Source organism: Bartonella sp. AP88XZML (genome assembly GCF_042195565.1).
GTDB lineage: Bacteria > Pseudomonadota > Alphaproteobacteria > Rhizobiales > Rhizobiaceae > Bartonella.
The window spans coordinates 466,462-479,327 of sequence record NZ_JBHIOQ010000040.1; the positions used below are offsets into that span (position 1 = coordinate 466,462).

A 12,866-nucleotide genomic window follows, 5' to 3' on the forward strand; every position below is an offset into this window, starting at 1 on the left:
AAAGATGTAATTGCGGGTAAGACAAGGAATAAAATCTTGTTTCTATAGTCTGTTTGGCTATAATAAATGTAAGCAAATGAGGGTTTTATATGTTGAGTGAAGAGGAAATTAAGCTGCGTCGCATTTATGCTGAAAATGCATTGGCAAGCCAACGTTTAGAGGGATTAGAGCCAGATCCGCTGGTTGTTGCTCAAGTAGAGCGTTATATTATAGGTGAACTTGAAATAAGTGATATCATCACAGATTATATGGAGCGTGTAAGACGTGGAGAAGTATAAGGGGAGCGGCGATTCTTATACTGATCCTGAAACTGGTGTGATGTATAATCGGCTTGGTATTAAAGACAAAGCCACACTGCAGCGTGTAGAATCTACTATTACTTATGTAAAATCTTTCGAATTTGTACATACTCCTATTGGTGGTAAATTTGATCTGGATTACATGAAAGAGATCCATAGAAGGCTGTTTGGCGACATATATGAATGGGCGGGACAAATTCGTTTAGTGGATATTGCCAAAGGTAATAGTATATTTGCTAGTTATAATCAGATTGAAAGTTATGCACCGAAGATTACACAAAAGCTTGCAAAAGAACAGTATCTGCGTGGTCTTGGCGCTTATGAATTTAGCCAAAGGGCTGGATATTACATGGGCGAGTTGAATGCGTTGCATCCGTTTCGAGAGGGGAATGGGCGTACTCAGCGTGAATTTATGGTGCAACTGGCTCGTGAAGCTGGTTATCATATCAACTGGAAGGGTATTGAGCGACAAGAAATGACACGTGCGTCAATTGAAGCACATTTTGGTAATTCAGAATATCTGTCTGCACTCATCTATAAGAACCTTACCAAGTTTACAGAAAATAAAAGGGATGATGTTTCTCAAGGTATTGGCAAAAATATTGCTTTTGGCGTTGATCTTAATAAAGAGTGCTTGGAACAACAAAAAGAGAAGATTGAAACTCCTTGGGATAGAGAAAAGACAAGTTTTGCTAAACGTCAAAAAGAAGAACTTGAACAATTACAAAATGATTTGAATGTTGTTGCAAAAGCAACAGAACGAGAGCCATACCTTGCGGCTTATATAGATAATTCTAATTTAGAACAGAAAGCGCTTAGCGCTCTTAGGAATGAAAAATCTTATGTTAATATGTTTAAGGAGTTAAACAGTCGTTTAGCATCTATTTATAAAGATCCGCAAGCTGCCGCACTCAAGATTGAGCAGACGATTTTAGCAGGTAAAGGCGATAAATTGCCTGATATTTTGGAAAGGGAACCTGATAGAGCGGGTGAACTGCGTGGGTCAGATCGTTTAATCGATAAACTCAAATCTACAGGAAAAGAACGAAAAGAAGCGCTTTCTCATGTTCCTCGTGCACTTTCTTCTATTAAAAAGCTTCAAGCCTTTTATAAGAATTCTTATGAGACACATGTAAATAGGGTTGTACGGGAGCGTGAGCGATTGAAAGTTGAAGTACCTTCGCTTTCACAAGAAGCAGTGACTTTTATGAAAAATGTTGAAGCTGGTCGTGATAGTTATTCAAAGATACCAGAGCAGGTTAATCAAGAGTTTTTAAAGCTACAAAGTGCTTTAGATAAACGTTTTGGACAGGATGCCATTCATAAATATGGTTTTGATTTATCAAAAGCAATCCCCAAAGAACAGTCTTATAATAAAGAACACATAAAAGAATTTCAAATGGCAGTTAAGTTTTTGCAACAGAGACAACAGGAGAAAATCAACGCAATAGCGCGTGCAAGATCAATAGATATGATACGGTAAGGGCAAGAATAAAGCCTTATGCTGTATAAGCCCTATTAAGCCATATGGTAAAAGAGAGGTAATCAAAAGAGGTTTAATATGAGTGTGACAAAAGACGTTGTACGAGCCCGCATAGATAGGACATTAAAAAAGAAGCTGGTGAAATATTAGCAAGTTTAGGACTTACGGTGTCTGATTTATCCGGATTGCTTTGACAAAAGTTGTTGATGAAAGAGGATTGCCGTTTGATATGTCTATTTCTAATGCGGAAACGCTTAAAACTTTTGAAAAGAGTGCAAAAGGATAAGATGTATATTTTGCGAAAGATATGAATGATTTATTTAAGTGATTTCGATAGTTTTTAAAAGGCATCACGGCGTTTGAAGGGGTCGTAATAGATTTCTGTTACACGAAATTTTCCTTCAAGGCGTTTGCATTGGATGATGACATCTATCATCGAGATTAATAAGCCGCGGATATCATCGCGCGCTAAATTACCACCACCGTCACTTTCTTTGACTAAAAGGGTCATTTGTTCGAAGGCTGCAAGTGCTGTTGAGGCGTGGACGGTGGTAATGGAGCCGGGGTGACCAGAATTGACATTACGGATGTAGTAAAAGGCTGTACCATCACGCAGCTCTTGTAGAAGGATTCTGTCGGGGCGCATGCGTAAGCCAGATTCAAGCAGTTCTTTTGCGCCTGCTTTTGCTAAGCCTTGGTTATCTTTTGAATAAAAAAGTTGGACTTTGTTGGCGTGCGGAACGACAAGTTCTGGCGTGTCTTCAATGGTGAGAATTCGTTCATAGTCAGGGATTTTTGCAATCAAAGCTTTGGAGAGGGTTGTTTTACCAGAACCGGTTTTGCCCGATATTAAGATATTTTGTTGTGTAATAACGGCTCTTTCTAAAAAGGTGCAAAAATCTTTGGCGATAAAGAGATCTGTTAGCTCTTTGTCTGTATCAGAGAGTTCGGATAACCGTTCTGTCATTTGTTGCGTAGGTGTGAAACTGGTGTTTTGGGCGACAGAAAACAGATTGTTTTCATGTAAACTTTCAAGAGAAAAAGTGCGTGATGAAGGTTTACGAATGGTCATGCTAATGGTATTGGCTGCAACTGCTGGAGGCATAACAATTTGTATGCGTTCGTTGTTTGGCAGTGTTGCGGAGAGAACGGGGTTTTCTACACTGATTTTTTGTGTTGTGTAGGCAGCAACAACTTTTGCAATCCCTTCTAGTTCGCTGTAGGTTAGTTCTTTTAAGATGTGGGTTTGCCAACCATTGGGACCCTCAACGATTACTTCGCCAGGGCGATTGATAACAATTTCAAATAAATTTTCATCATTGAGGAAGTCATCTAAGATCTTTAATTTTGTTAAGACGATGGAGGCGCGTTCTGCATTTTTTGCTGATGGCATAATGTGACTTTATTGGCTTAATGAAAAAAGGAATAGCTGGGAGTAGAGCGGTTTCTTTTGCTCTTTACGACTAGTTTATAGACAGATGAAAAATCGAGATCTCTTGCTACAAAGATGTTGACGAGTTCGCCTTGAAATTTTTCTAGGGTAGGAGGGATGTTGATTTGATTTTCAAGAGCAATACTGGCGGTATCTTTTCCAGTGTTGTTTGCGCCTTCAAAACCGCCGCCTCCAGAGTTGTTTGAACCTTCTTTATTGGAATTGCCTACTATTTTATTTGTTAAAACTGTTGTGGCACCATCAATAACGGTGAGTAAAAGGGAAGAGCCAAAGCGTTCCCACCAATGGGTGTTGATGTTGCCATCAAAACCGGCTCTGCCTAAACTGTCGGTTGCGGGTGAGGCAAGGTCGATGATGACACCGGTTGGGGTTTTTGCTCTTGTCCAGAGCACAAAGAGGCGAGATTGACCTTGTTTTATCCCTCCGCGGTATTCGCCAATCACTTGGGTTCCTTTATCAAGCAAAACAACGCGCCCATTGTCAGAGAGGATATCACGGTTGATGATGCAGCTTGCAAAGCCTGGTTGCTCACTGTTTAATGCGGTTTCTAAGATACAGGGGATAGAGGTTCCCATGGCGATGATAAAGTTCCTATTGCCGATGAGTTTTGCTTTTGTTTCTTCTGTTTTGGTGGGCTTTAATAGGGTTGCAAAATTTTGTGTGTCTTGAAGGGCAGGAGAATTTTGCGCATTCGCGAGATTTTCAAGGGCATGGAATTTGTCAAAGGGGTTGAGAGTCGTGTTGACGATGTCTTTTAATTGAGATTTAGAGCCTTTGGCAAAAGCTAAAACAGGGGCGCGTCTTGCGGCATCAAGTAGTGGGTCATCTTTTTTGGGTTCTTGTGCGAGTGGTTGTGGGGGTGGTAAGGTTATTGGCGCTATGTTGGCACGCGGGTCAGAGGGCGCGAGCTCTAAAGGGGCGAGGGAATTGTGAAAGTTTTGTGCTTGTTTTTTATGAGCTTTTGCGGTGTCTTTTTGTTCTGTGGGGGAGGATAAGATGTTCCAGAGCACATAGCCGCAGATTCCTATACAGGCTATTGCGACAACTATTTTTTTGCCAGCGGTTTTGGCGCTATTGTTTTTGCCATCCCCAATAGATCCGCGATCTTCGATGATTGGTTTATCACTCATGTGTTGTCCCCTTCAATTCCCGCTTATTTAAAGATCTGATGCAATTTTACGTTCAACAGATGGTGAGGTTGTTCCGGTATTTGGATTGGTGCCTTTTGGTTGATAGGCTTCGTTAAAGACGCATAGGACGTTTTTTCCCTGTCTTAGGGTGAAGCGTGCGCTAATGGCATGGACTATCACCATGTTGCCTCTTGTGGTTTTGGGAACCAGCGATTCTGTACCGTCATTGCTGACAATGTAAATGGCAGGGATTTCTTGGTTGTCTGGAAATGTAAATGTTGTGGTTTTGCCATTGTCGTAAACGGAGGAGGGTTCGAGCACGCTCGATCCTTGAGCGGTGTAAGCCCAATTGCGTGGTCCGTAGGTTTCAGAAGCGTTGAAGACATTATCAATACGCTGGGCTTGTTGTTTTTCTTGTCGCATAAGGGCTGCGAGTCTTCTTTGTTCTGCTTCCTCTTGTGGGTAGCGAAATTTCACAAGGAAATATGTTTCTTGTCCAGAGGAAATTTCTCCATCTTTGACCATGAGTTCAAATTGATAAGAGCGCTTTGAGCCATCAAGCTTTGTGGTGACGACTTGGAGATTGGTAATGGGTTGGACTTCCCGCGCTTTAAGGAAAAGAATATTGCCAGCGGGGGCGACTTCCCATGCAACGCTGTTGCCAATGGCTACATGGGCAATTTCTTCATTGGGAGAAAATTCTATTTGTACCGATGAGCGTATGGAGCCAATAATTTTAGTGACATTATAAGCATCATAATTGATAAAGCGAATGCGGCTATCGCTTGGCGCGCGGGTGGGAAAAACACTGGCATGGCTTATCGGTATAGGAGAAAGGGTAATAGCGATGTTAAGAATGAGAAAAAGAAATTTTTTTTTCATGATCAGTTGACCACTTCCGGATCGGTTCTATATTCATTAACAATAAACCCTAGAGGATTTATTAAACGGTTTTGGACAGAGATAGGGGCATTGATATATTCAAAGGTAAGTGTTGCAACCCAGTGGGTGATGAATTCTTTGTTGTTGTCGTTGTCATGAATGGTTCTGTAGTAACGCACTTGGGCAACATCGTCATTGATAAAGGAGATTGATTTTATTGTTATTGTAACAGCGGCGTGTTTATAGAGAATTTGAGGACTTTGGGGATTTCTTGCTCCATACCAGCTGGCAAATCTTTGCTGTTCTTCAGAAGAAGAGAGGAGGGAGACGGTTTGGAAGTTGTGTTGTGTTTCTTCTGTGGTGAAGCCTTCACGGCAGCGGACGTATTTTGCAGCAAAGTAGCGTGTGATGGCTTCGTCGACATTGGTGGGACCTTCTTTTAAGGCTTCTACGACTTCAGTGATGCCGGTTGAATTGTCGACGCGAATGACAAAGGGTTCCACGGTTTTAAGGGGCGTGAGGGTGATGACCGCGAGAGAAGACATTATTGCAACAGCAACCGCGATGCCGGCAATGGCAAGCGAGACGCGGGTGGTGCGGCGTGAAGCGAGCATGCGGTCTTGATCAAACGAGCGCGCTTCGGCAATATATTGTTCTACTTCTTTTTCTTTCATGCCTTTTTTCCGCAATCTTTGTAGGATTTTATTTCTTCATCCATTAATTTTTGTGCCAGAAGCATTTCCAATTTGCCCTCTTTCATGGTGGAGGGTGTGTTGTTACTGATGATAATGGGCGTGGGCGTGGGGTTTTTCCCTTCCCAATTCCACATCGATTTGTTGAGCGGTCGCTTAGAATATCCATCACATTTTGGCAGTGACTTCAGCGTGTTTGGTGAAGACATACAGCCACTGAGAAAGAGAAACGGCAAGATTACCCCAATTTTTTTTAACACTTTCCTATTATCCTTTCTTAGTCTTAAACAGATTGTTCAGCAGTTTATTAACAAAATTTTGCATGTTGTTACCAGCTCTCCAAATCGTTTTTGCTGTGTCTGCTCCTAATTTTGTTGCTCCTGTAAGGGAGGCTCCTCCAGAGGCTAAAGCGGAAGCAATGCCAGGTAAATGGAAGAAAAGGTAAATACCACAGATGCCGACAACTAAGAATTGAATTAAAGAAATCATGATATCATCAAGACCTGCTGAAAAAACTTGCATTGAAATCTTTATATATAAGCTACCAAGCAAGACGACTAATACCTGCAAAATGATGAAGTTGGCTGTTTGACTTAACCATGCTTCTGTAAACCTTCTGGTTGATGAAAACATATAGAGGCTTATGAAGAGCGGTCCTATTGATATGACAAGAAATAAACCAAGTTTAGCCACTAATGAGACGACAAAACCAATTAAACAAAACAAGCAAGCAATACCGAGACATATAAGACCAGCAATCCATGCAGCAAGAAACTTACCCATTGACAATAATCCTGCTTTGTCTGCTGCATCAAAAACATGTGCAGCAGCTTGATTCATCATATTGTCCCATACATTTTGATCCGTGTGTGCTGCTGCACCTTGTGTGACATTTGAAATGGCATTTGGTAGATCATTGAAAAATATGTCCCTAACCCACGTATTGTAGTGAGCGGCATTTGTGGCGAGTGCAACAATGATGCCAAGTTTGAAAGTTGTCGCTATAAATTCCCATAAGGGCGTGGAAGAACGCCCATAGATGATATTGTATCCCATAAATATAATGTAGATTGTACAAGACAGCTTGAGCGGAGCACTTAAACCAGATGAAAGATGCATAATGGCGCTATCCATTGTCTTTGTAAGGGGATTCATTAACATATTGTCTATAATAGTGAATATACCTTTGGTTTCTATTGCTGCCATTTAGATGCTCCGCTATTCATTATGTGTTTTTATAATTTAATCGTTATTTTGTTTTTTCGCTCTTCGTTCTTCTTCAGCACGTTCTTTCGCTTCTTGTTCGGCTTGCAATTTTTTAGTCTCAGCCTCCATTTTTTCAAGATCGGCTTCCATTTGAGCTCTAGCCTTTTCCATAGCTTTATCAAATTTTTCTTGATCTTTACGCGCTCTTTCTTCAGCCTTTGCTTCATATTCCTTTTCAAGTTCAAGTTGTGCTAATCTTAGAGTTTCACAATTTTTTGAAGTTCCTGCTAATCCACATTTAGCAATCCACTCTTCCATCAACGTTGGATTTTTTTTAAATTCTGCGACGCTGTAAGTTTTTTCACAGCCAGCGGTGATGAGCCCTGTGCAAAGTAGCAATGTTGTTATGAGAACTTTATTCATAGATATTTCCCCTTTTTTCTTTCAGTTTTTGAGGTTTGAGCACAATCTTTAAATTATGCTTGTGTTATCGGTTGTTTTACAACCAGTGATGATAAATCTAGGGCACAGACATAATGTTGCCATAAATATAAGCCTAAAATACACAAAGCTCTTTAAGTTGAGCAGCTAAAGCGCAATAAGAGATTCAAGAGTGAATCGCTGTCTATACGAGGATATTTGCTTTTTATTGCCATTTAGATGCTCCGCTATTCGTTGTGTATTTTATAATCTAATTATCCTGTTGTTCTTTTGCTTTTCGTTCTTTCTCTTGTTGTTCAGCTTGCCTTCTTTCATATTCAGCTTGATTTCTTTGAATCTCCTCTCTCAATCTAATTCTGGTTTTTTCAAATGTTTTATCAAGGTTCTCTTGAGCTTTACGAGCTCTTTCTTCAGCTTTTGCTTCATATTCCTTTTCAAGTTCAAGTTGTGCTAATCTTAGGGTTTCACAATTTTTTGAAGTTCCTGCTAATCCACATTTAGCAATCCACTCTTCCATCAACGTTGGATTTTTTTTAAATTCTGCGACGCTATAGGTTTTTTCACATCCAGCTGTGATGAGCCCTGTGCAAAGTAGCAATGTTGTTATGAGAACTTTATTCATCAATATTTCCCCTTTTTCCTTTCAGTTTTACAAGTTTTGAGCACAATCTTTAAATTCTGCTTGTGTTATCGGTTTTTATAACCAGTGATGATAAATCTAAGGGCACGGACATAATGTTGCCATAAATCTATTGTATAGTTGGTAAGGCTCTTTAGGTTGAGCAGCTAAAGCGCAATAGATGTTATCCATTGTTTTTGTAAGGGGCTCCATCAACATATTGTCGATATAAGAAAATATGCCTTTGCTTTCTACTGCCATTGAGATGCTCCGCTCTTCATTATGTCTTAATTATTATTCTGTTGTTCTTCTGCCGCGCGCTCTTTTGCTCTTCGTTCTTCTTCAGCGCGTTCTTTTGCTTTTTGTTCAGCTCGGAATTTTTTATTCTCTGCTCTCATTTTTTCAATCCTGGCGTCTTGTTCAGCTTTAGCTTTTTCCATTGCTTTACGATAACGTTCGTCATCTTCACGCTCTCTTTCTTCAGCTTTTGCTTCATATTCCTTTTCAAGTTCAAGTTGTGCTAATCTTAAGTTTTCACAATTTTTTGCAGTTCCTGCGAATCCACATTTAGCATTCCACTCTTCCATCAACGTTGGATTTTTTTTAAATTCTGCGACGCTATAGGTTTTTTCACAACCAGCTGTGATGAGCCCTGTGCAAAGTAGCAATGTTGTTATGAGAACTTTATTCATTATTTATTGTCCTGTTGTTGTTTAGCTTTAGCGCGCTCTTCTGCTTCTCGTTCGGCTTTTTCTTCAGCTTCAGATAATTTACGGAGATTCTCGTCTATTTCTCGCTGTAGTTTTTCAAGATAAGCGCGTCCTTTAGCTTCATTTTCAGCTCTCCGTTTTTCATATTCAGCTGCCCGTTTTCCAGCTTCGGCTTCCCATTTTTCACGTTCAGCTTTTCTTTTAGCTTCTTCTTCTTTTTGCTTTTTTTCCCATTCTTCTCTACGTTTACGGTTTTCTTCTTCAGCCTTTTTCCTGCGTTCTGCCGCAAGTTCGTGATCGGCTACTCTTACATTTTCACAATTTTTTGAAGTTCCTGACCATCCACATCTCACAGCCCATTCTTCAAATAATTTTTTATCTTTTTTAAATTCTTCTACGCTGTAGGTTTTTTCACAACCAGCCGTGATCAGCCCTGTGCAAAGTAGCAATGTTGTTATGATGATCTTGTTCATGTTCAAGCCCCTCTTTTTTACTCTTTATTGACCACGCAGTTTTTTGGCCAAAGCTCTGTATCGTGCTCTAAATTCTTCCGCTTCACGTTTTTCTGCCGCTTTTTCTTCTGCTTGTTGAATCATCATGGCGGCTTGCATTTGGAGTATTTTTGCTTGCAGGTCTGCTTGTACCGCTGCTAATTGTGCTTGAATGCCTTGAATTTTACCCGCATCTTCAGTACTTCCAAGTTCGTCAAGGAGCTTGGTAATGTTTTTTTGTGTTTCACTGGCTTCTTCGTAGACGTCTTGTCCTTTGGCTGCTTGTCCTACTACGCGCTGTTCAGCTTTTTTCACTTCCTCTGCGTAAAAAGCATCTACTGCCTCTTTTGATCCTGCGCCCCCCGCGGGCTCTTTGTATAAGAGTTCTTCTTGCCATTTTTGCGTGTTTTTGCTGCCGCCGCCACCGCCACCGCCGCCGCTGCCCATCGATTGTTGAAAGTGGTTGAAATCTGAAGGAAGGGCGCCACTGCTCCCTTGCTTGTTAAACATGTCTTTCAATCCCGAAATGTCAGGCTTGACATTTAGGGAGTTATATAATTGTTTCGCTTGATCGAGTTGGCTCTTTAATTGGTCAAGCTGTTGTTTGCCTTGTTGAATTTGTTCTTGCAATTTGCCAAGCTGTTGTGTGCCTTGCTGGACTTGTTTCATTATTTGTCCAACAGCTGTGGGATCATATACCATGATAGCGAATGCATTTGTTTGAAAGCCAAATGAAGCTGCATAGACGGCTGTTGCCAATAAAAGTTTTTTCATTGCTTTGACCTTTCTTGAAAAATAGGAAGCCATTTTTCTGGAGATTGTCCAACTTCATCCATAATGGTCTCTAGGAGTTCAATATTCTTGGTGGTGCCACTTAAAATGGCTATTTCATCATCAAAGCCGCGTAAATTTAGCTCTGCTACAACTGAACTTTGTCCTTGTTTGATGAGAAAACGCCGTGACTCACGGCTTAATTCTGATTGTATCAGGTTAAATTCTCTGTCCGATAATTTAAACCCTTCTACATAATCCCCATGATTGCCCTTTTGATTGGGAAAATAAATCTGTGTTGGGCATTGCTCTATAATGGTGTGGGCAATGGTCGAATTGATCGCATCTTTGGGAGATTGCGTTGCAAACAACATCAAACCATTTTGTTTACGGATAGTTTTCAGCCTGTCTTGCGCAAAGGCTTTAAAGGAATCATCCTCTAGCGCTTTCCAAAACTCATCAATGACAATGATAATACGACGCCCATCAATCAGAGACAAAATCCTATGAAAAAGATACATCATTAATGGGGGACGAATTTCATTATTATCTAAAAAATCCGTCATGTCATAACCAATAAATTTTGCATCAATGCCAATGTCGTCATCAGGATTGTCAAAAACCCACCCTAAGGCATTGCCTTTACACCATCTTTCTAAACGACCCGCTATCCCCTCCCTGTGCGTGGTGTCAAAAAACATTTGTAAGGCGGAGATCGTCCGTTGTTCTTTTGGCAACAAGGCAAGTTGGTCAACAGCAGCAGAAATATCTTGTCTTTCTGATTCACTGATCTTTTGATCTTCAGACGAAACAAGCTTTATAATCCATTGGCGTAAAAAAACTCTATCTGCTGGATTGTTATAGTCTAAGCCTTTTAGCGGTGCTATGCCTGTCGGTCTACCATTCTTCAAGGGCATATAAGTGCCGCCACCCGCTCTGACAAAAAGTTCTGCACCCCGATCTTTGTCAAAAAAGACCATATTGGGATCATGCTTTTGAAGTTGCGCTAAAAGAAAATTGACAATAACCGTTTTCCCAGAACCAGAGGGACCACAAACAAACGTATTGCCTAAATCACCAAAGTGAAAGTTAAAATAAAACGGTGAACCAGCAGAGGTTTTCATCAAGGCTACCGCTGGTCCCCACACATTGCCATCTATTTTTCCAACCGGAAAAGAATGAAATGGAGAAAGCGCTGCATAATTGCGGCTTGTTATTGCACCAGAGCGGGTGCGATAAGCATAATTGCCAGGCAATTGTGCCCACCAAGCCGCCGCTAACCCTAAATCTTCCCGCGCAATCACAGCCCCACCATCTGTAAGACGAGAACGCGCTTTTGCAAGATTATCCGCTAATTCTTGCGGCGTATCAGCAAAAACTGCCAATGATAAATGATGTTCCCCTAAAACAAAACGATTGGATTCAAGATCATCAAGCGCATCATCCAGTTCCATAATTTGTGAACCTGCTCGATCTCCTGCATTGACCATTTGGTTTTGTTTGCGCCCCATAATTTGCTTGGCAATGTTTTTGCTCTTGAAAACAAAAGATTGGGTGAAAATAAACTCAAAGGGAAGGGTGAGCAAACCATCCGCCATGCCTACCCTGGTTTTTGCTGGATATTCTTTCCAACCAAACATGCCCGCAAACCGCTGTGCCGCCTCGGTGCGTATTTCTATGATCTCTTTCCCAAAAATGAGACGGTCTGAGTAAACAGTCGAAGCTATCGTCCCCCATGTGAGAGGGATCCGTTCACGACGACCTCCCACCAATTGGTGGATAAACTCACTTTGCTGCGAATAAATATTACCTTCATGTTCATAAAGGCTCAGTCTTTTTGCACCATAACGCTCTAAATTTTGAATAAGATCTGTGGTAATATCTTCAAGCTTGCGAATGGACTCTGCATCAACTTCTGTCTTTTCTTGCTTGGCTTTGCCTAAACGTTTGAAAAATTCCACTAATTTATCCGTTTGATCAACGTGTGGATTCCACAAAATCGAAAGATAAAGATCATTGCGATAAAGCTCCTGTGAAACCATCCGCTCGCGATATTTATCATCTAATTGCTTGGCAAATGCCGATCTGAAAGTCCCATCCGGATAAATCGTTTCACGCTTTCTGATAATATGGCTATAAAGCGCTATCCGTTCATCCGCTATGTTTTTAAAAAGATTATTGAGTTGTTCGTGAAGCACATTCAGATCAATAATATCCGCTGTCTCAAAGTTAATGCCTTCAAGTTTAATAACGCTCATGAGAGCGCGTGAATCCAGCGCAATGATGTGTTTGTTGACATGGCGCACGTAAGGGATAATCGCCTCTGGCTGCTTTTCACGTTTGCGCTCTGTTCTATTCATTATAATTCCTCATAATTACGAATTAATCGTAATGGAGAAATACTTCCCCCACCCCATAGACTCGAATTTCTGGCAAAAATAGATGTCTTTTGCCATGTCAGAAGAATACGAAATTTGTTATGGTCATGCTTTAGGATTTCCTTGAATATGAAATGCAGCATCACACCAAAGGTTAGAAGAAAAATATTGCCCGCCATAATGAACAATATCATCGTTCCTATCCCATTTAATCCCATAGCTTCCACCGTCACGCCCGCAATCATTGCAGGGCGCGTGCAAGCAAGAAATAACGTATCTTCTGTTAGCTTATCGTGCTCTTTCATGGCTTT

The 12,866-nt window shown here is 40.9% G+C and carries 14 protein-coding genes and 1 pseudogene; 2 read left to right on the forward strand and 13 right to left on the reverse strand.

Annotation, left to right across the window (positions count from 1 at the left end):
- The first annotated feature begins 89 nt into the window (after nt 1-89).
- Nucleotides 90-278, forward strand: a complete 189-nt coding sequence (locus ACFIK2_RS06080) for an antitoxin VbhA family protein (RefSeq protein WP_375617883.1) — start codon at nt 90-92, stop codon at nt 276-278.
- Nucleotides 265-1,782, forward strand: a complete 1,518-nt coding sequence (vbhT, locus tag ACFIK2_RS06085) for a type II toxin-antitoxin system protein adenylyltransferase VbhT (RefSeq protein ID WP_375676993.1) — start codon at nt 265-267, stop codon at nt 1,780-1,782. The genes ACFIK2_RS06080 and vbhT overlap by 14 nt, the downstream gene beginning before the upstream one ends.
- A 340-nt stretch (nt 1,783-2,122) precedes the next feature.
- Here the strand turns inward: vbhT and virB11 are convergent, their stop codons facing one another.
- The 13 genes and pseudogenes from virB11 to ACFIK2_RS06150 form a co-directional block, all read right to left on the reverse strand.
- Nucleotides 2,123-3,175: a P-type DNA transfer ATPase VirB11 gene (gene virB11, locus ACFIK2_RS06090; protein WP_375655031.1), complete on the reverse strand. Its 1,053-nt coding sequence runs from the start codon at nt 3,173-3,175 to the stop codon at nt 2,123-2,125.
- A 17-nt stretch (nt 3,176-3,192) separates the two neighbouring features.
- A complete protein-coding gene (virB10, locus tag ACFIK2_RS06095; protein WP_375676994.1) occupies nt 3,193-4,365 on the reverse strand; it encodes a type IV secretion system protein VirB10 in 1,173 nt (390 codons plus the stop codon).
- Between the two features lie 27 nt (nt 4,366-4,392).
- Nucleotides 4,393-5,247 carry a P-type conjugative transfer protein VirB9 gene (virB9, locus tag ACFIK2_RS06100; protein WP_375676995.1) on the reverse strand — a complete coding sequence of 285 codons (855 nt, stop codon included), beginning with the start codon at nt 5,245-5,247 and terminating at the stop codon, nt 4,393-4,395.
- Between the two features lie 2 nt (nt 5,248-5,249).
- The gene (locus ACFIK2_RS06105; protein ID WP_375676996.1) at nt 5,250-5,921 is read right to left on the reverse strand and encodes a virB8 family protein; all 672 of its coding nucleotides are present in this window, start codon (nt 5,919-5,921) and stop codon (nt 5,250-5,252) included.
- Nucleotides 5,918-6,148 carry a type IV secretion protein VblB7 gene (locus ACFIK2_RS06110; RefSeq protein WP_375677047.1) on the reverse strand — a complete coding sequence of 77 codons (231 nt, stop codon included), beginning with the start codon at nt 6,146-6,148 and terminating at the stop codon, nt 5,918-5,920. The genes ACFIK2_RS06105 and ACFIK2_RS06110 overlap by 4 nt, the downstream gene beginning before the upstream one ends.
- Before the next feature lie 58 nt (nt 6,149-6,206).
- Nucleotides 6,207-7,145 (reverse strand): type IV secretion system protein, encoded by a 939-nt coding sequence (locus ACFIK2_RS06115; protein ID WP_375642881.1) that lies wholly within the window; start codon nt 7,143-7,145, stop codon nt 6,207-6,209.
- A 36-nt stretch (nt 7,146-7,181) separates the two neighbouring features.
- Nucleotides 7,182-7,568 (reverse strand): EexN family lipoprotein, encoded by a 387-nt coding sequence (locus ACFIK2_RS06120; protein ID WP_375628033.1) that lies wholly within the window; start codon nt 7,566-7,568, stop codon nt 7,182-7,184.
- 268 nt (nt 7,569-7,836) lie between these two features.
- Nucleotides 7,837-8,208 (reverse strand): EexN family lipoprotein, encoded by a 372-nt coding sequence (locus tag ACFIK2_RS06125; protein WP_375676997.1) that lies wholly within the window; start codon nt 8,206-8,208, stop codon nt 7,837-7,839.
- A gap of 284 nt (nt 8,209-8,492) precedes the next feature.
- Nucleotides 8,493-8,897 (reverse strand): EexN family lipoprotein, encoded by a 405-nt coding sequence (locus ACFIK2_RS06130; RefSeq protein ID WP_375676998.1) that lies wholly within the window; start codon nt 8,895-8,897, stop codon nt 8,493-8,495.
- Nucleotides 8,898-9,082: 185 nt separating this feature from the next.
- A pseudogene (locus tag ACFIK2_RS06135) lies at nt 9,083-9,388 on the reverse strand (EexN family lipoprotein); the annotation flags it as partial.
- A gap of 24 nt (nt 9,389-9,412) precedes the next feature.
- The gene (locus ACFIK2_RS06140) at nt 9,413-10,180 is read right to left on the reverse strand and encodes a type IV secretion system protein (protein WP_375676999.1); all 768 of its coding nucleotides are present in this window, start codon (nt 10,178-10,180) and stop codon (nt 9,413-9,415) included.
- The gene (locus tag ACFIK2_RS06145; RefSeq protein WP_375642876.1) at nt 10,177-12,537 is read right to left on the reverse strand and encodes a VirB4 family type IV secretion/conjugal transfer ATPase; all 2,361 of its coding nucleotides are present in this window, start codon (nt 12,535-12,537) and stop codon (nt 10,177-10,179) included. Before ACFIK2_RS06145 ends, ACFIK2_RS06140 begins: the two co-directional genes overlap by 4 nt.
- Nucleotides 12,537-12,860, reverse strand: a complete 324-nt coding sequence (locus ACFIK2_RS06150; RefSeq protein ID WP_375617900.1) for a type IV secretion system protein VirB3 — start codon at nt 12,858-12,860, stop codon at nt 12,537-12,539. Before ACFIK2_RS06150 ends, ACFIK2_RS06145 begins: the two co-directional genes overlap by 1 nt.
- Nucleotides 12,861-12,866 lie beyond the last annotated feature (6 nt).